This is a genomic window from Altererythrobacter rubellus (assembly GCF_030284385.1).
GTDB classification, from domain to species: Bacteria; Pseudomonadota; Alphaproteobacteria; order Sphingomonadales; family Sphingomonadaceae; genus Erythrobacter; species Erythrobacter rubellus.
The window spans coordinates 445654-470695 of sequence record NZ_CP127221.1 but is presented as its reverse complement, the minus strand read 5'-3'; the positions used below and the strand labels follow the sequence as shown (position 1 = coordinate 470695).

Below are 25042 nucleotides of genomic sequence, written 5' to 3'. Positions count from 1 at the left end.
GCCGACACCTGCACGCTTGGCGAGATCACCAATTGTCCAGCGCAATGCGGCGCGCGCCATTCGGATTTGGCGTCCGTCAATCATTGACTTGACCCAATATGGCCCTTATAAGGCCCTTTATGATCCGAAAAAGGCATTTTTGGCACTTGGACTGGCGCTCCGAATTCAAGCGCCTTGAGGGCGCCTATGCTCCTGCAACAATGCGCAGTTACCGCGCAGATGTCGAGGCTTTTGAGAATTGGTGTGTTGCGCAAGGCATCGATCGGCCCTTCCCCGCCAGCGTTGAAACCGTGTGCCGCTTTCTCGAAGACGAGGGCGCATGCAAGGCACCCTCAACTGTCCAGCGTCGCCTTTACGCCATTCGCAAGGTGCACCGGCTTTTGCGCCTGCCAGACCCGACTTATGATGAGGACATCAATCTGACCTTCCGCCGCGTGCGGCGCGCAAACGCAGTGAGGCCGCGCCAGGCCAAGGGCCTCACGCGTCAATATCTTGACCAATTTTTGGAGAGTGAGCCCGACAGCCCTTGGGGCCTGCGCAATCGCGCCATGCTATCGCTTGGCTACGAATTACTGACGCGCCGATCCGAGCTCATCGCGCTGCGCAACTCAGATATTACCCTACGCGACGATGGCACATTGCGCGTGCTTATCCGCAGGAGCAAAGCCGACCCCTTTGGCGCTGGGCGGGTGGCATTTACATCCGCACGGACGGCCAAGCTTCTTAAGCAGTGGCTCGACTGCCGTGGGCCAGACATCGAGTGGCTGTTCTGCCCGATCTACCAGGGCAAGGTCATCGACCGCTGCCTCGAGACAACGACTGTAAAGCGGGTTGTGAAGGAAGCAGCAAAGCGCTGCGAATTAAGACCTGACGAAGTGGCCTCGTTCAGCGGCCACTCGATGCGCGTGGGTGCTGCACATGATTTGTTGAAGCGGGGGTTTGATACCGCGGCAATCATGCGCGCTGGCGGCTGGAAGTCGGTGAATGTGCTCGCGCGGTACCTGGAGAATGCTGAGCAGAATGTTTGGGATGAACCGGCTTAAAGATATCCTAGGCGACTTGCTGACGAAATACACAGCCCGAGAGCGTCGTGAATCGAATTAGGAAGCGAAGATATCTCGTTTATTTTGACGGGTTGAATGCCGACAATTTTTTCTTCCTCTAAGGTCCTATCGACATCAACGCTCGCTATAATTTTGTCTTCAAGAATGGCGACGTAGACAAATACTAAGTGAAGTGGGTTGTGGACAATATAAGCCCCGCAGATTTTAACCGCGTCCTGTTCAGTTTGGATCCCGGCTTCTTCAGCGATTTCTCTCAGAAGTGCGTTGACGAAAGGGACTTCTCCCGCTGCAAAATCATCAACGTCAACAGCCCCACCAGGCGTACCAAGCGTCCCGTCTGCGAGCCTTAGCGCCAGAATGGATTGGCTCCCCAAAAGCAGGGCATGAACGCCAACCGCCAATGGTGGAAAATATCCTTCGACGCCTTCGATTATGAGATCGGTCGCACGGAAGGTTTTGTAATCGATCTCGACAAGATCAATCTCTATATATTCACCTGATGTATGTATCGATTTGGCGGCACAGATGATCCCGTTAAATAGCCCATCTGCCCATATTTTTTCCCAGTTTTTATTGGCTATTTCGTCGACGCGCTCAGGAACATCTTGCACGACTTCTGGCGGCACCATCTTTATCGATATCACGCCAGTCGGTATGAGTTCGTCCAGTATGCAAACTGGGCGCCCCTCTCGCACTGCGGTTCGCGCGGCCTCTTCCAGATTGAAGTTTCGCATCTTTTATGTGGCAAGCGCGGATGTGATTTGGCGGACAGCATGTTCCGCGGAGAACCGGTTTAAAAAAAGCGATTTGCATCGCCCTCTCATTGCCAGATCTCCATTCATCTCAGCGATCAAATCTGAGCAAAGACATTCTAGCTGATCAAGATCTCTGGTCTCGCAAGCCCTTCCAACCCCTTCCTTACTAATAAGCGAAGCCAAATCGTTGCCCGCATTTACTACTGCAAGGGCGGGCAAACCATTTTGCATATAGGTGAGGAACTTCCCGGGTATATTGTGAGACTTGTGGCGCGCATCGAGAGCGACGATGCCTATGGCGCACTGCTCGTAAAGAGACGGGATCTCATCCGGATCAATTTCGGGTTGGAAGAGGATGTTGTCCAATGCCAGATCTCGGCTCATTTGTTCTAAGCGCGCGGTTTCGCTACCACGCCCGACAAAGAGGAAGCCGACATCCCGCCTATTGCGCATGCGATCCGCAAGCGCGACAATGACGTCCAATCCTTGGGCCACCCCCATGTTGCCAGCGTAAACGAGTATTTTGCGTCCGGCTAAGGATGTGGACGAGATATCAAGCGAGCATTTAGCGTTCGCGGGGGGCGATAGCCAATTTTGTAATATTTCAAGTTGACGCCCCATGGCACCTCTTGTCCAGTATTCGAAATAACTCAAATTCCCTTCAGACTGGACACCGATAACGTCCGCGGCATCGTATTGTCCGCGCGCGATAACCTTGAAGAAATGATAGGCCGGACCTTTCCGCATTAGGCCCAAATCGAGCGCCCATTCGGGAAAAATATCCCTAATGATCAGATAACTCTTGCAACCGCTCTCACGCTTGAGTCGCCTCACAAGAGGCCCGTGGAAAATCGAGGGTGAGTACCATATGACACCGTCCCATTTCGACTGGGCCAATGGACTCTTCCTCAGATTACGCGCCATCCAATATGGCATCAACCACTCGCCGATAGTACGGCGGACATAACCAACGTCCTTGGTCTTCGGCGCGCTTAACCGGAGGATCCGTACGCCATCGCGATCCTCAAGTTCCCAGTAATTCAGCGTATCGTAGGAGGGGAGCAACACCGTCAGTTCGTGCCCCTGATGCGCGAATTCACGCGCCAGATCACGCAACTGGACAGCACCCGATGTCCGCAGGGGCGGGAAGGTATCGGCGACTAGAACTAGCCTCACGACGTTATCCTAATATTTCTTCCAAACGACGCGGTTCACATAATCAACGTAACTGTGAATAATACGCACGACTTTGTCCGATACGTTCGGCATAGAGTAATCCGCAACGAGGCGCACAAGCCTGTCAGAGGCGCGGGGCTGGTCCGCGAGCAGCGCCAAGCTCTGCAAAATTCTCTCTGTCGACAGCCCAACCATCATGACCGCCGCCTCCTCCATCCCCTCGGGCCGTTCGTGCGCCTCACGGATGTTAAGAGCGGGGAAATTGAGGATTGAGGCTTCCTCATTGATCGTCCCGCTATCCGAAAGCACCGCTCTCGCCGACATCTGGAGGCGGTTGTAATCGAGAAAGCCTAGCGGCTTGAGAAGGCTTACCTGTCGGGAAAATTTGATGCCCGCAGCATCAATTCGCTTTTGCGTCCTCGGATGAGTTGAGACAATGACCGGGATGTCGAACGCCGTGACAAGCGCATTGAGCATATCGACAAGCTTCCGGAAGCTACCTTCCGGTTCAATGTTTTCTTCGCGATGAGCGCTTACCAGGAAATACTCCCCCTCCGCCAGTCCCAAGCGGTTGAGCACAGCCGATTCCTCGATGCCGGACCGGTAGTGCGAGAGAACTTCAAACATCGGGCTACCGGTCTTGATAACGAGATCGGGCGGAAGTCCTTCGCGCAACAGGTATTCACGAGCTATATCGCTGTAGGTGAGGTTGATATCGGCAGTGTGGTCGACGATGCGCCGGTTAATCTCTTCAGGTACGCGTTGATCAAAACAGCGATTCCCAGCTTCCATGTGAAACGTAGGGATTTTGCGTCGCTTTGCAGGGATCACTGCAGTGCAGCTGTTCGTGTCACCAAGTACCAACAGGGCATCGGGCTTCAATTCCTCGAGCAACCGGTCCACACCAATAATGACCTGCCCAATGGTTTGAGCACCGCTCGCGCTTGCTGCCTCTAAAAAATGGTCCGGCTTCCTAAGGCCGAGTTGATCAAAAAATATTCCGTTCAGCTCATAGTCGTAATTTTGACCTGTATGGACCAAAATGTGGTCACAATAATGATCAAGTTTCGAAAGGACGCGCGCCAGTCTGATGATTTCGGGCCTTGTGCCAACCACTGTCATAACCCTGAGCTCAGTCATAAGTCAGACGCTCCTCGCAATGGTATCAGGGCGCTCGCGGTCAAAAATCTCATTGGCCCAGAGCATCACTAACATTTCCTCATCGCCGACATTCGTGATGTCGTGGCTCCAACCAGGGATAGTCTCAACGATCCTCGGGGCGTCTCCGCTCGTTTCCAGCATGTGAAACTCGTCGGTGATGATGTTCCTAAAACCGAAGCGCGCCTTCCCTCGGAGGACGAGAAATTTCTCCGTCTTGCTGTGATGATAATGTCCGCCTCGCGTGACGCCAGGATGCGCTGTGAAGAAAGAAATCTGGCCGCTGTCCTTCGTTTTGAGCATTTCCACGAAAATTCCGCGCGCGTCACTATGAACTGGAACGCCGTAGCTAAACTCTTCTGGAGGAAGATAGCTCACATAGGTCGAATAAAGTGCGCGGGTTAGTCCCGTCCCTACCTGCTCAGTTATCAAGGTATCCCTACTGTCCCGAAATGAACGGATCAAATCCGCCACAGCGCCGACCGTCGTCTCATGGGTTGGATCGATATCAGGCCAACTAATACCGCTCTGGGGCAATTGAATTGCGCGGATCATCGCATCAACTACATCATCGACGTACGCCAGAGTGAGCGGCGCCCCGTGCTCGTTGATCTGGATCGGCAAACCCCTGGCAATGTTATGGCAGAAAGTTGCCACCGCCGAGTTATAGTTGGGCCTACACCATTTCCCGAACACATTGGGCAGGCGGAAGATGGCGCAGGCCTGACCAGGCATCGCAGACAAAGCAATAGCCGCCTCCTCTCCCGCACGTTTGCTGGCGCCATAGAGGTTGCTTTGTTCCACCTGGATGGAGGATGCGTAGATAAGCGGGATCGGCCGCCCTGCCGCCTTGATCGCGGAGCATAGCTCCTCGGTGAGCCCTCCGTTTACAGCCATGAACTGAGTTGGATCGACGGGCCGATTTTCGCCCGCCAAATGGACGACCGCGTCGGAGGCACGAACTCGTTCGTGGAGCAGGGCAATCGATCCGCCGCGTACGAACGTGCTCACCTCAAACCCGGGGTCCTCCTCGAGGCGGACACGCAAAGTTTTTCCTATGAAGCCGTCGGCGCCAGTGATCAGGACCTTCAACTCAGTCCTCCGGTGAGATGTATTGGCCTGCCACCATGGCACGCATGAACGGTAGCTTCAGCAGCAACGACTCCATGCCCTTCAGATCGAGTCGAGTCGTATTATGCGAATTGTAATCCTCCGCCAGCGAGATGCTTCGCTCCCCTTGATCCACGAATTTTTCGTAGTTCAAATCTCGCAGATCCGGGGAGACGCAAAAATATTCACCGAGGTCTTCGGCCGCTGCCATTTCCTCGCGGCTTAGCAAAACTTCGAACAATTTTTCGCCATGCCTTGTGCCGATTTCATTGATCGGATGGGCTGTTTTACCCAACATCTGGCACATTGCCTTGGCCAAGGTCGAGATGGTCGCTGCAGGAGCCTTTTGAACGAATATTTCACCGGGCTTGCCATGCCTGAAAGCATAAAGAACCAATTCGACCGCATCGTCCAAGGTCATCATAAACCGGGTCATTTCTGGATCTGTGATGGTGATCGGCTTATCGGCTCGCAGCTGGTTGGCAAAGAGAGGAATGACCGAGCCGCGCGAGGCCATGACATTGCCATATCTGGTAGCACAGATGACGGTGTTTTCGCTGCTGCGGGATTTAGCGACGGCCACTTTCTCCATCATAGCCTTAGAGATACCCATGGCATTGATGGGGTAGACGGCTTTGTCCGTACTGAGGCAGATAACGCGCTTAACTCCACAATTAATCGCAGCCTCAAGCACGTTTTCGGTGCCCAGAACGTTTGTCTTTACGGCTTCTAGTGGATAAAACTCACATGAAGGGACCTGCTTGAGTGCCGCAGCGTGAAAAATAAAGTCAACCCCACGCACGACATTCACGACAGATGCGTAATCTCGCACATCGCCGATATAAAACTTCAGCTTTGGATTGTTGAAGTGCTTGCGCATGTCATCCTGTTTTTTTTCATCCCGGCTGAAGATTCTGATCTCCTTCAGGCTGGAGTCCAGAAGCCGCCGCAGAACCGCATTGCCGAATGATCCCGTTCCGCCGGTGATCAGCAGAGTGCGGTCGGAGAAAATTTTGTCAGTCATATTTTATCCATAACGACAGGCAGAAAACGCCTAAGCGCCTACTTCTTAAGTGAACGAAGAACCAATTGTTCTTTTAGATCTGGCTGAGGGTAGTTGATAAGCACCGCCCGGTACTTTCCTTTGAAAACAAAGAGACTGCCAGCAATAGCGCCGAGCACGCCAACTTCACAAATTAATTCTTCAATGTCTTCGAGGCTGCCCGCGCCGCCAACCATGCTAATGGGCACATTAACCGCCGCGCGCAGCTGGCGCGCTAGATCCAGATCGTATCCTTTGGTCGTTCCGTCCCGATCGATCGAATTGAAAACAATCTCGCCGGCGCCGCGCACTTCCAATTCTTTAGCGAAATCCAAGGCCGATAAGCCGGTCTTGATGGTACCATTGTGCGTATAAACATCATATCGGCCTCCAAACGTCCGCTTGCGGACGTCAAGAACCACAACCGTCGATTGACGTCCGATCTCAGCAGAAATTTCAGATACCAACGCCGGATTTGCGACAGCGGATGCGCTGAGCGCCACTTTTTCGACACCTAAGCTGATAATTCTTTTGGCTTGAGCAACAGATGTGATGCCGCCACCATAACAAAGAGGCATCCGGCATTCTGCAGCGAGGTTTCCGATCAGATTGAAGTCGGGTTCAACGCTCTTTGCTGTCGCATCAATATCAAGAACGACCAGTTCATCGACTTCTTTCTCGTTAAATATCCGCACTGCGTTGATGGGATCACCGACGTAGGTGGGATCATTGAAGCGCACGGTTTTCACAAGCCCTCCCTCGTGAACCAGCAAGCAGGGTACGATGCGCGGACGAAGCATGCTCAGAGCTCCGCGAAGTTTTTCAGGAGTGCCATTCCATACCGGTGGCTCTTTTCTGGATGGAACTGCACCCCCCATACATTGCCTCGGTTCACCATACAGGTGAACTGAGCACCATACTCCACAGTCGCGGTTGCGTCCGCCGCATCACGATTTTCGAAGTAGAAGCTGTGCAGAAAATAGAAACGTGGGTCGGGGATCCCCGCGAGCAATGGCACATTCCCTTGAGGTTGAACATCGTTCCACCCCATATGTGGGAGCGGGAGTCCATTATGAGCCGCCCCTCGCCCGGCCAGATCCCGAATGCTTCCAGAAATCCAACCAAGACCGGCGTCGCGCCCCTCATCGCTGCTATCACCGAGAATCTGCATCCCCACGCAAACGCCCAAGACTGGAACCTTCTGTTCGACCACGAGACGATCTAGCGTTTCACGCATGCCAGACGCATTCAACGACCGCATCGCATGATCGAAGGATCCTACCCCCGGTAAAAGGATGTGATCAGCGCCTACCAACTCCGTCGATGTGGTCGCCGCGATCGCGGGTATCTCCAATCTTTTGTAGAGCGTGAGGAATGCGCCAACATTCCCGAGCCCATAATCGACGACGTGGATCAACGCATCACCGCTCGCTGGAGACCAAGAACACGGAACACCTTGGCGCCGAGGTCCATCACCGGCATCATGTTCGCATAGTCGCGATAGGTTTTGTTTGGTGCATCGAACATGGCCTGCAGTTCAGCTTCGGTTATGCCAAGCTTGGCCGCAATGTACTCGAAGTCCTGCTTTACCTGCTCAGGAGAATAAGGGTCCTGAGCGATCCGCTCGAGCGCTTCTGCCCGACTTAGTTGTCCGGTCAGGATCAGGCTGGAAAAATGGGCGCGACGCTTGTCGTAACCGAATTTCTTCCGCAACCAGAACCCTTCGTAGAATCGAGTGAAGCGGGACTCATAGTGCTTGTGCGGATAACGCTGCCATCCAAAACGTTGCACGAGTTCCTGCATTGCCGCTTCCTTGTAATAAGGAATGTAGTTGAGAGGCTTAATCACCCGCACGCCTTTTGCGAACCGATAGAAGACTTTAAATTTTAGGATCCCGGCTAGCGGGAACGATTTCAAGGGACGCGTTCCAAAACGGCGGTGGATGTCGTGCAATTGCCTCAGATCGGAAGCGTGATAATGCCATTCGAGCGGCTCACGCACGCACTCTGTCGAGTAGTTTGCCCCCGTGAGGATATACTTCACCTTATTTTTTGCAGCAAAATTATATAGCCCAGCAAAGAAGGCATGATCCTGAGGTGTGTCGAGGTGTGGCACTCCTGCCTTAAAGAATGCAAGCTGCAGGTCTCGCATTTCTGGCCAGTTCACGACTTCAGTGTAAAGGTCAAGCTCCAGTCCATCGACCAACTTTTCGATATTATTGACTGCCTCTTGGGAATTCCAGCCGGCGTCGACGTGATAAAGTAGAGGGCGTAGGCCGAACTTCTCCTTTGCGATGTAGGTCAGATAGCTACTGTCGATACCGCCTGACAGGCCGATCAGACAATCGAAATCACGCCCTCTGCCGTCGGCCTTGATCTTGTCGATTTGGGCCATGACCTCGCGTTCGCCGCGTTCGTCGGTATGCCAGTAAGGCACTATGTTTTCGTGATAATTATTGCAATAATCGCACCACCCCCGCTCGTCGAACGCGATCAGGGAGTCACTCGTGTCCATTATACAATTCTGGCAAATTTGGTAAGGTATTAAAGGCACAAATCAACTCCAAAACTTGCAAACACTGCCCTTAGCTGGGGCTTAGTGAGGTCACAATGACGAACGATCGGATGGTTCGCGATCTGGCTGGGTTTGCCCGGCGGCGACGCGCTTGTAGAGATCGAGCAGTTTCTGCGAATTGACCTCCGGCGTGAAGTTTGCATGGGCAAGTTTGCGCGCCGCCTCACCCAGCTTACGGGTCCGCTCGGGATCTGCCGCCATCGTGAGGATGGCATCGGCAAGTAGCCGCGGATCGGGGCGTTCGATCGCAATCCCCGTGACCCCGTCTTGCAGCGTATCGTCCTTCGGCGAAGATAGCGCGACGATGCTGGGCCGGCCGAAGAAGGCTGCCTCAAACACTGGGCGCCCGCACGCATCGAAATGCGACGGAAAGGCCACGACATCCATTGCCTCGATCCAAGGGGCGATATTGGCGGTGTGGCCGGCGAAATGGAAACAGGAGGTCAAATTCTTTTCCTCGAGCTTCGCGACGAAGGCCGATTGCTGCTCCTGAGCTAGCCCAAGCAGGTTCAACACCGACCAAACCAGCCCCCTGTCCGAACGTTCTGAGCTGCCGACGATCAAGAAATGGATATTCGCCCCCGCCTTGCGGACAAGATCGGCTGCTTCGAGCAGCTCGAACACGCCCTTGCCCGCGTGCAGATTGCCAATGAAGCCGACGACGAAAGCCTTAGCAGGAATTTGCGCAAGTGCATCGGTAGGAACGTCGCTGCCCGGCGGCATATTCTTGTAATCGAGACTGTTGTGAATGACCTCAACATTCAACGCCGGATCGAACCGGACGCGATTGTCCTCGTCGATCGCAACGACCGCATCGGCATAGCGGTGCAGCAGCCGGTCGAGAATCCTGACCCGCAGCTTCGATCGGTCGTTCCAGATGAGCGAGCGGACATGGACGATCATCGGCGCGCGAAATAAGAATTTCGCTAGTAGGCCCGGAAAAATCTCCGTCACTTCATTGACGTGGATTAGGTCGACCGATCGCCAGCGGAGCTTCGCCTTCAGAAGGCCTAGGATCGTCGAGGGCAGATATGCGAGCTCTCGTCCGAGAACGAGCCATCGCACACCGCGATAGTGCGACGCGCGCGAATTGTCGAAACGGGTGATGCCGCGCACCGCGATCATGTCACGGCCATAGGGACGGTAATAGGCGTTCGCAGTCCCCTTCTGAACGAAGAAGAGGCGCTCAACCGGCTCGCGAAAGCCGCGCATCGATTCGAACAAGCTTCGCGAGGCACCGCCGAACAGACCGACACCATCTATGATTAGAACACGCAAGTTTGGTTGGCACTCAGGGATAGGGGCACAGGGTCGGAGCATCACCAAATCTTTTTCTGACGGGGCCAAGCGGCGCAAACTACTGAGCGGACGCAGGAAGGCGACAGCGTCCTGTGACCACACTCTGCCCATTGAATAGGATGTCAGCCTTGGACTTGTCGACAATAAGCGCAAGGATCCACAAAATTGTTACCGGAAATAAATACCTTGGAGCATACACTGGAGTAAGACAGAACACTGCACAGTATATAATAGATATAAAAATGAGATCGTTATTTATATCTATTTTACGTCTTACCAAGAGTAAAAAAAATAAAAATATGTTCGAGAGGCTGTGGAGTCCTTGAATTGTGTCGTTGTAAAAGTTATATGGATTAATAATTTGTGATAACTTTGTACCCATTGAAAATAATAGGTGGGCGGCCTTTAGTGCTGAAACAATAAAATAAAATCCATTCTTCTGTAATTCTCCGAGCGCCTCAAAAACCCCACTACCATCGGTGTATTGGAGATTGTAAAAATCGACTCTATCCAGCACCGGAGACAAAAAACTCTGGGAATAATAAAATATTAATGATAACAAAATTAACATAAGTAATGTGAAATAAACGCGTCTATAATTTTTTAACAATACTGCAATGGCCAGTAATATACAAAAAGCACTCATTTGCCACCGTACCATCAATGAAATAATTAAGGCTATGGCAAAATATTGTACTTTTTGGAACCTCAATGAGTAAATTATTATTGATATCACAAGAAAAGAAATAATTTCTTTGTTTACAGACAATAATGATGAAACCATCATTGGAGAAAGCAATAATATCAATATTGCAGTTTTTGAAGTGTTGATGGAATATGATTTACAAATAAGAATAATAGATGCAATAAAAATAATTATATTTTGAAAAAGAACCGCGTATAAATTTCCTTGCGCTATTGATAAAATTAATAAGGGCCCGACAAGGTTATTTTGCACGCCTATAAGAGATGCGACGTCATATGACTTTGTTTCATATAGTTCGTGATAGGTATTTGAATCTGCAAAAAATTGAAAGAAACTATTATTAAAAATTGCATCATATCCGACTGTTTTTAAAAAAATGGATCCCATAAAGAAAAGAATGGCGCCCAATACAATTGGCATGATGAATTGATTGGTTTTTAGATCACGCTGAATGAATTTTTGTCCCATTTTATAATCCTGTTCAGCCTAATATTTTGAATCTGGAATTCCGCTTTGTCAAATATTGATCCCCTTCCAAAATTTCTCGAAGGCTTCTGCACATGGGATCGGTAGTTCGATCGTTGCCAGTATCAAGGAAAGGGTTGATGAAATTTGGCTGGCGGCAGAGCATTAGTTCGATACCTCAAAGATCCGGCTATTCTCGACATGAAGGCGTCGCGAGGGATCGGATAACAGTCTTTGAGTGTGGAATTGGCCTTTTGGGCCCGCTTGCCTTGAGTTTCTTCGTAGTAGCGCCGGCCTGCACGCCGTTTTCGGCTTATGCTCGCGCACGCCTCGCCATCGCCTCATGCGTGAGGTTGAAAGTTATAGGCCATGCTGACCGCCTTGATGTCAATAGCTAGTAGGCGATACCGATGGTGCTGATGAAAGGGCCCGCGCGGTGCTTTCTGCCCGGCCGCCAAGCGCGCCGCGGAATGTTTTGCAGTGCCTCGGGCGGTACGCTTCAGCAGTTGTAAGCGGCTCATTAGCGTATGATGGATATGGCTCTCGAACATGCCGCGCCCGATGAAGGCCTCGTTCTTCTTTGATTGGTATGCAGTGTCGGCCAACACGCTCCTCGGCGCCCCGATTGCTGATGAGACCAAGGAGCCGCGCCTCGTCATAATGCATTGGCAGCATGGGCGTCCCGCATGTGAATTAACTCACGAAGGCATCGCTGTCGATGTGGTTTTGCAGCCAATCATCTCGAAGGAAAGATCCGCTGGCTTGAACGCTTTGAAATCGGCCCCCTCCTTCACCTTGCCTTCGGCGCATTTGACCGTCCTCCGCGCCTCGCGGTCCTTCTGGCGGACCTTGGCATACATCTCCTTCCAGCGTTCACGGACATTGCCCTGTTTGAGTTCGGCATTCTCGTCCTCGATAATGTGCCGCTTTGCACCAGACATCTCAGTCTTATTGATGAGATGGCGGCCCATCACCACAAAAAGGCGGTCCGTCAATGCTGTATCGAAGCGGGCGAAGAGCTTGCCGATTGTCTCGGCCTTTAGGAGTTCCTGTCGGAACAGCCACACCGTGGCCGCAGCCCCTGAACCTGAAAATCATCACTGAGGCGAATGGTGGCCGATTCCTCTTGCCGCTATCGCTTCGCCGCGACACTGACACCATCAGGCCGCAGACCGCCTCGGAAACCGCCACAGCCAACAAGCCACTCCAACGGATCGCCCGCTGCAATTAGCGCCCCATAACGACACGATAAATCGGAAAAGCTGCGCTGACACGCCATCATCACCGTCACTCGACACGGCGGCCGTGAGACACAGTCGTGCGAAGCCAATCAGATCACAACCTCGCACGCGCCTACACATCATAGAAAATATGGCAATGCTATCGGATTTTTATAAAAATCTTTCAATTATTTGATTGATTTGTACTATAAATAAATTGAAAACATTTTTTTAATTGTTCGTTTGAACCATACACGTTACTTCGCCGAGAATGCCTTTGAGCAGCCATATTTATCAGTGCTGAAGCAACGGCTTGTGCATTCCCAGTCTCCAGCCGTGCCACACCGGACTCGAGGAGTGGATAAAATATTTCTGCTCCGTAAGTTGCTGTCAGGACCGATGGAACACCAGCTTGCGCAGCTTCTATTACTGAGCTTGAACTGTGTGTCAGATGTACATCTGCGTATTGTAGTAGCGCAGGTAGCGGGATGTCTGTTGCGTAGTCTAATTCGAACTCGCCTGACGATGCCAGCAATTCGCGGATCTCTGCTCGCCGCATATGCATGCTGGGATGCAATCGAACCCAAAATGCCATCTCACTAGAAGCGAGCCGCATGAGTTGGGCCAAGGGTAGCAGCTGTTGCTCAGGTGCGAACCCATACTGCAGCGTCACAAGCACGATCGGCTTACCCTTGGAGCGGTCCTTTAGTGTGCGAGCCGACAAAAGCGCCTCGCCAACACCGCCCCAACGTGATCCATCGCTCCAAATTTCATTCCATGGATTGCCGCCAATGATTGTGTGGTGAGATGTTCCACTTGCCCATCGTCCAATGACAGAGGCTTCCCATTCGGACCAAACCCAAAAAAAATCGGGCAACAGCATATGAGCGTTTCCGTCTTGTGGGCTGGGCCAGGCAGCATATGCAGGGTGCATCTCGCCTTGAACGCCGTGCTGGACTTCAATAACCGGCACAGCGTTTTTTCGACAAGCAAGAACGAAAGCCATCCCTTCCAACCCATAATAACTGACCATAACTGCGATGCGAGGCCTGATCCGATGCACGTGCCGCTCGTAATACACACACAAAGATTTCAAGCGTTGGGTATCAGAATGTATCTTCCTTATGCTCATACTAGCGGTGCCTAAGCCTCGTTCCTCCAAGCACCTAAGGACCTCCGAATGCTGAGGTAAATGGGCACGAACAGAGCGAAATATTGACCGTACTCCGCCAAATAAATTGGCGCGGTCGAGTGCAGGCTGGATGAAATAAGATGGTGAATAGCGTGGTCGATGATACAAGTTACCGGGAGTAAGCATAGCGCTTGTTAAACCCAAATCTCTTGCGTTCGAGATCATGGGGTCGCAAAAGCGCTCCACCCAACTTGTATCGATTTTCGTAAATGAAACGCCACTTGAAAGGAATAATATATCCCGCCTATCCGAGGCGGACCCAGTCCATTTTAGGTCTTTGCTGTTTGCCCTCGCCGCTTCAATTGGTCCGAGCACGACAGTTCGGAGCAGTTTTAGCGCTGGGTTCATATTGGTTGCGCCCAGCGGTGCCGTGTAATGCCTTGCCCATTCTGAAAACGCCCACCGTACTCGCAGTAACGGCCATATCGCGATCCCCTCGCAGGACCATTCGAGGACTGGAAACTCGGACTCGATAGCGGCGAGTGCGCTCATAAGATCAGACGACAGCGGTCGATCGGAAGCATTCATTGCCCATTGGTCCTTGCGAAGTGCTGCTCAGCCGCTCGCTCAGCGGCTCAGCATTTTTTCATGAGAGTATTGATACGGCACCGCTAGGCTCAGGAGCCCTTAAATCGCTTGCGCCGGCTGCGATCGAGCCGCACTTGCCGAAGAACCAGCCTGGAGCGCGACGGGTTGATGACCAGCGGGTGATCTCTGGCATCATTCACATGCTCAAGTGCGGTGGCCGCTGGGCCGATTGCCCCTCGGAATACGGTCCTTCGAAGACGGTCTATAATGGCTGGAACCGTTGGAGCCGACGGGGCATCTGGACTGGTATCCTTGTGGCTCTGACCGAGGAAGGCTGGCTTGCCGAAACCGGGCAGATCGACAGCAGCTACGTCGAGGCCCCCCGTTTTGCCGGTGGCGCGAAAGGTGGGCGCGGGCCAATGCCATTAGGAGCTCGCCGGGGGCCGAACGACCGCAAGCGCCCGGTTCAGTATGACGAACGCCGCTACAAGGACCGCTGGCGCGTGGAGACCATGTTCTGCCGCCTCAAGGACTTCCGCCGTGTCGCAACACGATACGACAAACTCGCCAGAAACTTCCTATCAGCCGTAAGCCTCGCCGCCGCCGTCGCATTCTGGCTCTGAACGAGCCTGGACCGTAGATTTTTCCGCTTTAGGCATCATTGGCTCGGCGATGAGATTTGGCGTAAAGGCATTGAAGCTCCTGTTTTTCGGATGGGATGTTGCCCATATGGCCTGTCTACAAAGGTTAATGTCGAAAAGAGCGGAGCGCCCGGAACCACGGTAAAGGACGCTGCCTTGCCGCAACCGTCCAAGTCAGCAACCAATAAAAGAGTGCTCCGATTGCTGTTCCCCCAGCGACGCCTTCTACCCCGAGGCATTTGCCTAGCACATAGGTGACGGCGAATTGAAAGACTGCCGCCGTCAGCGATACAACCGACAGCAGACCAGTCCGCTCATGGTAGAAAAGGTGCGCCGCGACGAAGAGATAGGCTGCGTTCATTGCAGTCGCGAGCGCGAGTAAGCGTAGCAGCGGCACTGCGCCGACAAACTGCGACCCCGCGACGAACGGCATCAGCCAGGGCGTGATCAGGATCAGCCCCAGCGCGGTAGCGAGCAGACAGGCAAATACGAGATAGGTCATGCGCACCAACTCGCGGTCGGCTGTGTCGCTGTTCGCCGCCAGTCTGCCATAGAGCCAAGGCAGCCATGCCTGGTTGCCCGCGGTCGCGGCCATAATGACCAGGGATGCGATCTGAGCCGCCGCGACATAGAAACCGAGTTGCCGCGCCCCCTCGACTGAGGTCAGTATGAAGCGGTCCATGCTCGCCATCGCGATCGCGGCCATTGCGTGCGGCAGCAGCGGGGCGCCGAAACGCAGCAGCTTACGCAGCGGCCAGTAGGACGGGCGCCAATCGATCGGAATACGGACGCTGAGGTAAAGAAAGGCGACAGCGACGACGAGCGAAACCGCGATAACCTGTCCCATCGCGCGCCCTTCCCAGCCGAACTTGGTGAACAGGATCAGGGCCACCGATAACGCGCTGAGCAGCGCGGCATAGCTGATTTGCAGCGTGATATAGGCCCAAGGCCTTTGCAGCGTCTGGAATACCGCAAGCGCGGCCGCGATCAGGAACTGCCCGGCCGCCGCGAGTGCAACGAGCCACAGCCATTCGGCGGGAATGAGGCTGAATGCCTCGATCGGCCCGCCGAACAGCGTGACGAGGAACAGCGCGCCCCCAAGCCCCATCAAGCTTATGCCAGTGACGCCGCCAACGACCTGCCCCAGACTCTGTGGCCCGTCGCGATAATAGGCGACGGGGATGTAGCCGTGCGTACTGAGGCCGATCGCGGCGCCCAACACCCCAACGAGCGAGACAAAATTGCCGACGACACCGAAATCGGCGGGCCCCAACCAGCGCGCGAGAAAGGGCAGCAGCAGAAATGGCACCGCGGCGCTCAGCATGGACCCGAAAAGATAGATGGTGCCCTGACCGAGGAATTTGTTTAATCCCATACGGCAACCCGGCGGTCGATGCGGGGCATCGTTGTCAGCTTTCCAGGAAAGACCGGAGGATGTGCAGCCCCACCGGCCCGCTCTTTTCCGGGTGAAACTGACACCCAAAGATATTGGCTTTCTGGATGGCGGCCGTCACCTTAATCCCGTCATAATCATAGGTTGCGCTTGCGTTTCTTGCATCTTCGGGTTCGACATGGAAACTGTGGACAAGATATACGAAACTATCCTCGCCAAGGCCAGCAAGCGGCGAGCCTTCGAACGCACCGGGATACGACGCATTGAGGCGAGCCCAGCCGATGAAGGGTATCTTGTGCAGCGGTCCATCTCGTCCGGCCGCGGGGATAGCGCGGACCTTGCCGGGGATCAGGTCGAGGCCATTGTGGCTGCCGAATTCCTCGCTCTCGCTTGCCAGCATCTGCATGCCGAGGCAGATGCCGAGCAGCGGTTTGCCGGCATCCGCGAAACGCAGGACTGCTTCGTCGAGGCCGTTTTGTCGTAGGCCGGCCATGCCGTCACGGAACGCTCCAACGCCGGGCAGAACCAGATAGTCGGCATCCATAATATCGCCAAATCGCGAGGCCAGCGCGACGGTGGCGCCTACCTTTTCGAATGCGCGGCGCACGCTCAGCAAATTGCCGGCGCCATAGTCCACGATCGCAACCGACTTCGTCATCATATCCGTACTTCTAGTCCCTGGTCCCGTGCGGACGCCTTGACCGTGCCGAGCGTCTGACGGCCGTAATGAAGCATATCGGCGATGGCGATGGCCGAAGCGCCGCCATTGACGACTTGGGACATTTCCTCGAGCTTGCCCATGCCGCCGCTGGCGATGAGCGGAGTCATGGGTACGGATGACGCCACCGCGTTAACCAGATCGAGATCGAAGCCGGCGCGCGTTCCCTCCCGGTCGACCGAGGTCAGCAGGATTTCGCCGACGCCGAGCTCGACCGCCTGCCTCGCCCAGTCGACGACATCGCGGCCCGTCTTTTCGCGACCATTGTCGGTATAGGCCTCCCACTTGCCCGGAGCGACCCGCTTCGCTTCGATCGACAGTACGATACATTGCGAGCCGAAAACTTGGGCCGCCTCTCGAAGCAATTCAGGGCGGTGTGTCGCTGCGGTGTTGATCGCGACTTTGTCGGCGCCCGACCGCAACATCTGCCGCACGTCGTCGACCGAACGGATGCCGCCCGCGACGGTAAGCGGGACAAACACATCCTCCGCAACGCGAGTGACCATATCATGCAGGCTGTTGCGGCCGTAGAGGCTCGCTACAATGTCGACATAGAGGAGTTCGTCCGCGCCTTCGGCGTAATATTTCTGCGAATATTCGCGCGGATCGCCGATCACGCGGAGCCCTTCAAGGTGAATGCCCTTAATCAGGTTGGGGCCCTTGATGTCAAGCCGCGGGATAATGCGGACGTTGCTCACGCGCGCTGCCCCCCCCTTTTCCAAGGCGTGTGGCGCAGCATCCATTCGCCATTCTCGACCATCCATAGGTGCGGCGAGCGGAAAGTATCGCACAGTGCGAGGAATTCTTCCCGCGCCATGCCGATATAGTCGAGAAATTCGCGTTCGAACCGCGCCGGATATTCACCCTCATAACGCGACATCAGCGCAAGGCCTTCTTCCTTGGTGATGTGGTGGTTGCGGATTTCCTGCGCCGCGTCCATCATTGCGCGTCCGACGCCGAACTTGATCCAACGCGTGAAGTAGAAGAAACCATCGACTTTGTCGTCGAGGCTGTTGTACTTCGAATAAGTGCCCTCGGTGCGAACCGGGTTCGCCTCGAAGCCAGTATGTTCGACAGCATAATAATAGGCCTCCTGCGGCACCCATTTTTTATAGTAACCGAGATACTTCCAGTCGATGTTCTTCTTGACAAGGATTTCGGCATCCATGGGAAGATAGCTCATCAGATCTGCGAGCTGGATGCCTTCGTCCAGATATTCGCCGACCGACTTGCCACCCAGAAGCACGTCGCGCACATCCTTGCCACCGAAATAGTCGAGCTTGTAGCCTTCGCTTTCCACCTCGTCCGAGCCGGCGGCGTAGCTCGACGTCTTGTGCGAGACTTTCTCGCCATATTCGCCGGGCATCTCGCCGTAAAAGATCAAAGGAATGTTGAGCTTCACCGCCATCTTCGCAACGAAGGTCTTCTGGCCGAGAATGAACGGCTGGAAAGGGTGCAGCATGTTGATCGTCGCGTTGCGCGTCAGCAGCCGGTGGATCTTGCCGTTAGGCGTGTAGAGAAAATTGTCGAAGCCGCCGACGTGCAGCCAGTTCTGGAAATTCTTCCACCCGATGTCTGTGTAAAGGTGCGGCGACCACGTGACGGTTAATGGGTTCATACCGTATCTGTATTTCAGTAGGTGCGATTGCATTGCACTGTCCTTGCCGCCGCTACCGCCGACAATGCAGTCGTAGCTGCCGTCTGTCCTGCGGTGCTGGTTGCAAAGTTCGATCAGTTCGCGCTCGCGCTCATCCCAATTGATTTCACCATCTTGCTTTAACGCGTTGAAGCGACAAGCGTGGCAGACGCCTTCGTCATCGAAGCTTAATGTCGTTTTGATCGAGTGCGCGCCATGCTCATACTCATTGCTCGACATCGGCTGCTGGTTCGACATGTTGCATTTGACGCAAAATCTTACATCTCGCGGCAGACCGTAGAAGGTTTCGAGTTCGTGAGCCGGACGACTGTAGCGCGAAAGATCGACGGCGCTGCTGGGCGTGAGTTTCATTAATGTTAGCTTTCAATTGCGGGAAGGAGTGGGAAGAATCGCCAATGGATGGCGGAAGCGTAAAACATAAACACGCTCCAGATCAGTCAAGGGGGAAAGAAGTGTAGATCAATTAGGCTGCCATATTGTGCGGTATCGATCGAATTTTGATATATTTGCTTTTCGATACCTAAATTAGTCGCACCCATGAACTGTCAGCCATAACGCTTCAGCCCGCTCGAAATCACACAGATCGTCAATGTCAACCGATCGTTCGGCGGGCATAACCCAAGCCAAAGATTTGGCGTCAACAAACACCCGTCCCCGCCGTAGCCAGTCGGGTCGGAAACCATAGACCGCTCCGTTAAGCACAAAAGCACGCGGCATGTCCTGCCGCCGCGCCATGTGTATGGGATCGTCGGAACAGAAGCGCGTCATCGCTCCATCGTCGCCAATTGCAAAGGTCAGCCATGGATGATCCTGCGCTTCGGTCACCGACACGCAGCTATATGCACCAGTCCGCTCCATCATTGTGACAACGCCGTCTAAATCTTCAGCCGTACGCAACGGCGAAGTTGGCTGCAGCAGTAGCCAGATCTCATACGGCGGCAACCGGTCGAGCGCATCACATACAACGTCGATCGACGTCGCCTCGTCGGTCGCAAGTTCTGCGGCGCGCAGGAACGGTACCTCGCAACCATGCGCACGAGCCAAATCAGCGATCTCTCTGCTGTCAGTCGAAAGATAGACTGCATCGACCATCGAACTCTGGAGCGCCACTTCGATGCTGTGCGCAAGAAGCGGCTTGCCGCCGAGAAGCCTGATGTTCTTCCCTGGTAGGCCCTTAGAGCCCCCCCTCGCAGTTATAAGAGCGGCGACCCGGGCTTTCATAGTCCGATCCGGCCGATTTCCATCTTTGCCCGCTCATAGTCAGGGACGCGGCCGATATCGATCCAGTAGCCGTTGATCCGCTGGATCCGCGCCTTCATGCCGGTAGCGGCCGCAGCGTTGAACAAGTCGGGCATATCGAGATAGCTGTTCTTGAGTACGAGGCGCAGCACAGCCGGCGACAGGCAATAGACGCCGGTATTGACCTTGAAATTATGCACGGGCTTTTCGACGATCGACGCGGCGTTGCCGCCTCTCTCCTCTACGACCCCATAGGGCACCTGCATCTCGTAATCGCGCACCATTACCGTGAGGTCAGAAGCCTGCAATCGGTGTTCGTCTAATATGTCGCAGAAAAATTCATTCATCAGCACGTCGCCATTGGTGACGATGAAGGGATGCTCGGGCGCGCGCTCGATTAGCCCCAATGCGCCCGCAGTACCGAGCCGCTTTTTCTCGCGCAGATACTCGATCTCGACATCGTAGCCGCGACCGTCGCCGAAATGGTCGGTGATACGGTCTGCGAGATAATTGACCGCTATCAAAAAGCGGCGGAACCCCTGACGGCGGAACTGTTCGAGGATGATCTGGAGCACCGGGCGTCCATCGATCGGCAGCATTGGCTTCGGTGTCTCATGCGTCAGTGATCCCATCCGCGACCCGAGCCCTCCTGCCATAATGACGACCGTCTCCGGGCGCTCAGGAAAGACGAGCAGATCCTCAAGGCCGACGAGGCCCACAACGCGTCGGTCGGCGGCGATCACCGGCATGTGATTAACGCCATGATCGTGCAGCAGCTTGCGCAGTGCGGCGCGGCCGACCCCTTCAAATGCCGTGCGCGGCAACCGATTGCACACCTCCCCCGCAAAATCGTCGATCGTGCCGCCACCGATCAGCCAGCGCCGAATGTCGCCGTCGCTCAATGTGCCGATCAAACGCCGCTTGCTATCGACGACGAGCGCTATCTGACGCCCGCTGCGGTCGATCACCGACAACACTTCGCGCAGCTTTTGACCCTCCAGAACAAGCGTGTGTTCCCAACTAGTCATGTCCGATTGGCCTCGCGTGCAGGATTTCCGAAAAAGACCGAGCCGCCGGGACAGTCGCCAAGAACGACTGCTCCCATACCAATGGTGACATCCCGCCCGATAGTGACGCCTTCGCGAATGCACGCGCCCGCGCCGATATGACTGTTCGCGCCGACGGTGACGCCGCCGGACAGGATCGCGCCAATCGAGATGTGGCAATGGCTGCCCACGATCGCGTCATGCTCAACGACCGCCGCAGTATTTACAATCGTGCCGTCGCCGATCAACGCATTCGGCTGCACCACGGCGCGCGCCAATACCTGGACACCTTCACCCAACCGTGCACTCGGCGATATCGCCGCCGCCGGATGGATCACGTCCGCAATCATCCAACCCTCGCGCGAAAGGCGCTCGATCAGCCCCGCGCGTAGGATGCCCGGCGCCCCGCCGCGCGTTCCACCGACGCCGATCGCTAGCTGGATCGCCGCGCGGTCGAACTCCACAAGATCGCGCGATTCGCTTAGCACTGGGCGCCCGAGCAGCTCCGCGCCCGGCTCGCGGTCGATGAAGGCGATCACCTCACCTCCGCCCGCAATGAGCGCATCGGCAACAACCCTCGCATGGCCGCCCGCACCGATGACAAGATAGTGCGGCCGACCCATCATTCGATCATCTCGTCGATCGCATAATTGCGGTGCGCCGGCTGGCCCTGCACGTCCCAATATTGCATCGGCGACAGGCCGGTTCCGGGGCGCTTGGCGGTCAGCATATCGGCCACGAGCGGCTCGCCCACACGGATCGGGCGCGCCGCAACTAGGCTGCGCCGCGCGACGGCGATATTGTGGATCTCGACTGGATTAGCCAATTTCAACCCGTCGCCGATCGCCACCTCGACGTCGTGGATCGCTGCGACCATCTCCGCGAACTGGTCCGGTTCGAGCGAAGCCGCATGATCGGGACCAGCCATCGTCCGGTCGAGCGTTACATGCTTCTCGATCATGCACGCCCCCCGGGCGACCGCGGCGATCGGTACCGCGATCCCCAGCGTATGGTCCGAATAGCCTACCGGTAGTTCGAATGTGTCGCGGATGGTCTCCATCGCCGCAAGGTTGGCATAGGCGGCAGGGCAGGGATACTGTGTCACGCAGTGCAACACAGTGACGAAGTCGCGGAGCGCTGCCCTTGCCGCATTGCTGGCCAAATGCTCGCGCATCGCCGCCAGATTGGCGGGCTGCCCTGGGTTCAACCGGCCATAGGCGAGCACCGCCAGCGCGTCGTGTATCTCGTCCAGATTGCCCATGCCGGTCGACAGGATCACGCGCCGCCCACTTTCACCCGCCGCCCGCAGCATCGGGCCAAAGGTCAGGTCGCCCGACGGGATCTTTATATATGGCATGTCGAAACGCTTCAGAAATTCAAAGCTCCAGAAATCGAACGCCGTCGACATGAAGGCGATATTGCGCGCCTGACAATGGTCGGCGATCGCAACGTGGCTCGCCTCGTCGAGGCTTAGCGCCTGCAGCATTTCGAGCTGCGATCCGTCCTCGCCTATATTGTCGACCTGATATTGCGCGCGCATCGCGCCCGCGGTCACCAGCGCCTTTGCGTCGAAGGTCTGGAACTTGACGATGTCGGCGCCCGCATCGGCGGCAACGTCGACCAGCTTCAGCGCCAGATCGAGCGATCCGTTATGATTTACGCCGGCTTCTGCGATGATGATTGTCGGCTTCATAGGCTTCCCGAGACACACAATGGCGTGAAGCGCTTGTGAAGCAACTCCGCGCGCGGTGGCGCGGCCTTGATCGCGGTGATGATCTTCTCCGACGCATGGCCGTCCCCATAAGGGCTGCGCGCGCTCGCCCGGTCAAAGGCGAGCGCTTGACTGATGGCATCTACGATAGCGGTGCGCTCGGGCGCAGCGTTGAAGACCGAATTGGCGGTCAGCCGCCCGCCCTGTCGACCGCCGATATTGACCGTCGCCGTCCCGACCGCAGGAGCCTCGTATAGACCGCTCGACGAATTCCCGAGTACGACATCGGCGAGCCCCAGAAGCGCCACATAATTGGTATGGCCGAGTGAGGGATAGACGCGCACCCAATCGCGATCCGCCGACCATTGTTCGACCCGGCGATTGATCTCGACCCCGCCGCTGTCGGCGTTTGACTTGGTGAACCAAATTGCGTCGCCTACGGCGTACACCGCATCAATTGCCGCGAGCATTTCGTCCAGCTGCGTCAGCCCGAAATCATCGGCGAGCGTCTCGGGATGAAAGGTCGCAAGTATATTACGCTGCCCTAGCCGCGCATCGAGTAGCACCTCCAGCTCGTCACGCGGTACCAGCGGGCTGCGTCGCAAATGATCGAGCGCGGGCGACCCCGTCACGAAGATCCGGGCGTCTTCCTCCCCCATCTGCCGCACCCTCGCCGCCGACTCTTTGTTGGTGACAAAATGCAGGTGCGCCATCTTTGTGATCGCATGGCGGATGACGTCATCTATCGCGCCTTCGGATACGTCGCCGCCGGCGATGTGCGCGATCGGGATGCGGCACAGCATCGCCGCCTCGGCTGCCGCCATAATCTCGAATCGGTCACCGAGCAACAGCACAAGGTCCGACCTTAGCGTTGCGAGCGCATTGGCAATGCCGGTCAGCGCTAGGGCCATCGACTGCGCGATCCCGCGCGGGCTGTCGTCGGTCAGCGCGATCGGCACGCGCGCTGCGATCGGCAGGCCACTAGCCACGATCTCGTCGACCGTATTTCCATGCGCCACCTCGAGATGTGTCCCCGTAACGATGAGCGTCAGCTCCAGATCGGCATCGTTTGCAATATCCTGAAGCAGCCACCGCATGATGCCGAAATCGGCACGGCTTCCGGTGACGGCGGTAATTTTCAGCCGGGTCATGGCAGGACCGACAGCTGAGCCGAGCTTGGGATGTTGATGACTTCGCACTCCAACCGCGTCGCCAAAGGCAGCGGCGCAGAAGGGGAGCTCGCGTTCATTGGCAACCGGTGGCAAAGCGTCCAGATCGGGCGGCTCATATAGTTGGCGTCGTTGAGCAGGCCGAGGACGACATCGCGATCCTCCAAAGTAGCGCCGTCGAGCGTCAGTGCATTCAGCCAGTGATTGCTCTGGCTGAAGTCGGGCGCATCGACGAACGATACGCCTTCGATCGGCGCGATCGCGGCGCGATAAGCCTCGGCAAGCCGCGCCTTCCGCGCGATCGCATCGCCCAGCCGTTCGAGCTGGGCGCAGCCGAGCGCCGCGTTAAGGTTGGGCATGCGGTAATTATACGCGACCTCGTCGTGGTCGAAACGCCAGCGGTGCGGCAGCTTCGCTGTGGTCGTCAGATGCTTCGCGCGCTGTGCCAGTACCTGATCTGTAGTCACGATCGCGCCGCCGCCGCCCGTTGTAACGATCTTGTTGCCGTTGAAGCTCAGCGCCGCGATCTTCCCGATCGAGCCTGCAGGCCGCCCTTTGTAGCTGGTGCCGAGCGCCTCGGCAGCATCTTCGACGACGACAATATTCCAGCGGCCGGCAACCTCAACCAGCGCGTCCATATCGGCGGCGTGGCCGAAGATATGCGTGACGACCAGCGCTGAGATCGGCCGGTTGGTGGCGCGATTGAAGCAGCGGTCGCCGCGAAGCTCGGCGATCTCGTCGAGATAGGCCTTGAGTGCGCCGGCATCGACGCCAAGCGTCACCGGGCTACTGTCGACGAAATGCGGGATCGCGCCGATGTAATGGATCGGATTCACCGTCGCGACGAAGGTCAGGCTGGGTACCAGCACCTCGTCACCTGCGGCGATGCCCGCAAGCGTATAGCAGATGTGAAGCGCGGCGGTGCCGTTGACGCATGCAACAGCCTTAGCTTGCATCAACTCCTCGAGCATCATCTCGATCCGATCGACATAGCTGCCGACCGACGACACCCAACCAGTGTCAATGCAATCCTTGACATATTCCCACTCACGCCCTGCGAATTCAGGTTCGTGCAACGCGACAAAATTGGGCGCTGGGCCGATAACGCTTTCGACAGCGGTGACGAGCTGGGCCCCTATGCCTGCGGCTGCTCGAGTTTCGTTGGAGATCGCGACCATC

General features: G+C 55.7%; 25 protein-coding genes. 2 read left to right on the top strand and 23 right to left on the bottom strand.

Features of this window, described 5'->3' with window-relative positions; all coding sequences use genetic code 11:
* Positions 1-119 precede the first annotated feature (119 nt).
* On the top strand, positions 120-1043 hold the full coding sequence (locus tag QQX03_RS02275) for a tyrosine-type recombinase/integrase (RefSeq protein ID WP_285976267.1): 924 nt from the start codon (positions 120-122) through the stop codon (positions 1041-1043).
* Here the strand turns inward: QQX03_RS02275 and QQX03_RS02270 are convergent.
* The 13 genes from QQX03_RS02270 to QQX03_RS02210 form a co-directional block, all read right to left on the bottom strand.
* Positions 1040-1798, bottom strand: a complete 759-nt coding sequence (locus tag QQX03_RS02270) for an NUDIX hydrolase (RefSeq protein WP_285976266.1) — start codon at positions 1796-1798, stop codon at positions 1040-1042. The genes QQX03_RS02275 and QQX03_RS02270 overlap by 4 nt on opposite strands.
* A gap of 3 nt (positions 1799-1801) precedes the next feature.
* Positions 1802-2935 (bottom strand): glycosyltransferase family 4 protein, encoded by a 1134-nt coding sequence (locus tag QQX03_RS02265; RefSeq protein WP_285976265.1) that lies wholly within the window; start codon positions 2933-2935, stop codon positions 1802-1804.
* Between the two features lie 69 nt (positions 2936-3004).
* Positions 3005-4135 carry a non-hydrolyzing UDP-N-acetylglucosamine 2-epimerase gene (wecB, locus tag QQX03_RS02260; protein ID WP_285976264.1) on the bottom strand — a complete coding sequence of 377 codons (1131 nt, stop codon included), beginning with the start codon at positions 4133-4135 and terminating at the stop codon, positions 3005-3007.
* A gap of 3 nt (positions 4136-4138) precedes the next feature.
* Positions 4139-5245 (bottom strand): UDP-2-acetamido-2,6-beta-L-arabino-hexul-4-ose reductase, encoded by a 1107-nt coding sequence (gene wbjC / locus QQX03_RS02255; RefSeq protein ID WP_285976263.1) that lies wholly within the window; start codon positions 5243-5245, stop codon positions 4139-4141.
* Between the two features lies 1 nt (position 5246).
* A complete protein-coding gene (locus tag QQX03_RS02250) occupies positions 5247-6287 on the bottom strand; it encodes a polysaccharide biosynthesis protein (RefSeq protein ID WP_285976262.1) in 1041 nt (346 codons plus the stop codon).
* Between the two features lie 38 nt (positions 6288-6325).
* Positions 6326-7105: an AglZ/HisF2 family acetamidino modification protein gene (locus QQX03_RS02245; protein WP_285976261.1), complete on the bottom strand. Its 780-nt coding sequence runs from the start codon at positions 7103-7105 to the stop codon at positions 6326-6328.
* Positions 7106-7107: 2 nt separating this feature from the next.
* Positions 7108-7722, bottom strand: a complete 615-nt coding sequence (gene hisH / locus QQX03_RS02240) for an imidazole glycerol phosphate synthase subunit HisH (protein WP_285976260.1) — start codon at positions 7720-7722, stop codon at positions 7108-7110.
* The gene (locus tag QQX03_RS02235; protein ID WP_285976259.1) at positions 7719-8858 is read right to left on the bottom strand and encodes an N-acetyl sugar amidotransferase; all 1140 of its coding nucleotides are present in this window, start codon (positions 8856-8858) and stop codon (positions 7719-7721) included. Before QQX03_RS02235 ends, hisH (QQX03_RS02240) begins: the two co-directional genes overlap by 4 nt.
* Positions 8859-8909: 51 nt before the next feature.
* On the bottom strand, positions 8910-10157 hold the full coding sequence (locus tag QQX03_RS02230) for a glycosyltransferase family 4 protein (RefSeq protein WP_285976258.1): 1248 nt from the start codon (positions 10155-10157) through the stop codon (positions 8910-8912).
* Between the two features lie 79 nt (positions 10158-10236).
* Positions 10237-11352 (bottom strand): hypothetical protein, encoded by a 1116-nt coding sequence (locus tag QQX03_RS02225; protein WP_285976257.1) that lies wholly within the window; start codon positions 11350-11352, stop codon positions 10237-10239.
* A 338-nt stretch (positions 11353-11690) separates the two neighbouring features.
* Complete coding sequence (locus QQX03_RS02220; protein ID WP_285976256.1) at positions 11691-11954, bottom strand: hypothetical protein; 264 nt, start codon at positions 11952-11954, stop codon at positions 11691-11693.
* A gap of 93 nt (positions 11955-12047) precedes the next feature.
* Entirely contained in the window at positions 12048-12416 is a 369-nt protein-coding gene (locus QQX03_RS02215) for a hypothetical protein (RefSeq protein WP_285976255.1), read from the bottom strand.
* A gap of 337 nt (positions 12417-12753) precedes the next feature.
* The gene (locus tag QQX03_RS02210; protein ID WP_285976254.1) at positions 12754-13575 is read right to left on the bottom strand and encodes a glycosyltransferase family protein; all 822 of its coding nucleotides are present in this window, start codon (positions 13573-13575) and stop codon (positions 12754-12756) included.
* Between the two features lie 782 nt (positions 13576-14357).
* Here QQX03_RS02210 and QQX03_RS02205 point away from each other — a divergent pair.
* A complete protein-coding gene (locus tag QQX03_RS02205) occupies positions 14358-14912 on the top strand; it encodes a transposase (RefSeq protein ID WP_432762840.1) in 555 nt (184 codons plus the stop codon).
* 124 nt (positions 14913-15036) lie between these two features.
* Here the strand turns inward: QQX03_RS02205 and QQX03_RS02200 are convergent, their stop codons facing one another.
* The 10 genes from QQX03_RS02200 to QQX03_RS02155 form a co-directional block, all read right to left on the bottom strand.
* Positions 15037-16305: an oligosaccharide flippase family protein gene (locus QQX03_RS02200; protein ID WP_285976253.1), complete on the bottom strand. Its 1269-nt coding sequence runs from the start codon at positions 16303-16305 to the stop codon at positions 15037-15039.
* 34 nt (positions 16306-16339) lie between these two features.
* On the bottom strand, positions 16340-16984 hold the full coding sequence (hisH, locus tag QQX03_RS02195; RefSeq protein ID WP_285976252.1) for an imidazole glycerol phosphate synthase subunit HisH: 645 nt from the start codon (positions 16982-16984) through the stop codon (positions 16340-16342).
* Positions 16981-17739, bottom strand: coding sequence for an imidazole glycerol phosphate synthase subunit HisF (hisF, locus tag QQX03_RS02190; protein WP_285976251.1), 759 nt, complete (start codon positions 17737-17739; stop codon positions 16981-16983). Before hisF ends, hisH (QQX03_RS02195) begins: the two co-directional genes overlap by 4 nt.
* Positions 17736-19049, bottom strand: a complete 1314-nt coding sequence (locus tag QQX03_RS02185; RefSeq protein ID WP_285976250.1) for an N-acetyl sugar amidotransferase — start codon at positions 19047-19049, stop codon at positions 17736-17738. Before QQX03_RS02185 ends, hisF begins: the two co-directional genes overlap by 4 nt.
* A gap of 174 nt (positions 19050-19223) precedes the next feature.
* Positions 19224-19919 carry an acylneuraminate cytidylyltransferase family protein gene (locus QQX03_RS02180; RefSeq protein WP_285976249.1) on the bottom strand — a complete coding sequence of 232 codons (696 nt, stop codon included), beginning with the start codon at positions 19917-19919 and terminating at the stop codon, positions 19224-19226.
* The gene (locus QQX03_RS02175) at positions 19916-20965 is read right to left on the bottom strand and encodes a nucleotidyltransferase family protein (RefSeq protein WP_285976248.1); all 1050 of its coding nucleotides are present in this window, start codon (positions 20963-20965) and stop codon (positions 19916-19918) included. The genes QQX03_RS02180 and QQX03_RS02175 overlap by 4 nt, the downstream gene beginning before the upstream one ends.
* A complete protein-coding gene (locus QQX03_RS02170; RefSeq protein WP_285976247.1) occupies positions 20962-21609 on the bottom strand; it encodes an acetyltransferase in 648 nt (215 codons plus the stop codon). The genes QQX03_RS02175 and QQX03_RS02170 overlap by 4 nt, the downstream gene beginning before the upstream one ends.
* Positions 21606-22676, bottom strand: a complete 1071-nt coding sequence (gene neuB / locus QQX03_RS02165; RefSeq protein ID WP_285976246.1) for an N-acetylneuraminate synthase — start codon at positions 22674-22676, stop codon at positions 21606-21608. The genes QQX03_RS02170 and neuB overlap by 4 nt, the downstream gene beginning before the upstream one ends.
* On the bottom strand, positions 22673-23845 hold the full coding sequence (gene neuC, locus QQX03_RS02160; protein WP_285976245.1) for a UDP-N-acetylglucosamine 2-epimerase: 1173 nt from the start codon (positions 23843-23845) through the stop codon (positions 22673-22675). Before neuC ends, neuB begins: the two co-directional genes overlap by 4 nt.
* Positions 23842-25041, bottom strand: a complete 1200-nt coding sequence (locus QQX03_RS02155; protein WP_285976244.1) for a LegC family aminotransferase — start codon at positions 25039-25041, stop codon at positions 23842-23844. The genes neuC and QQX03_RS02155 overlap by 4 nt, the downstream gene beginning before the upstream one ends.
* Position 25042: the final 1 nt, after the last annotated feature.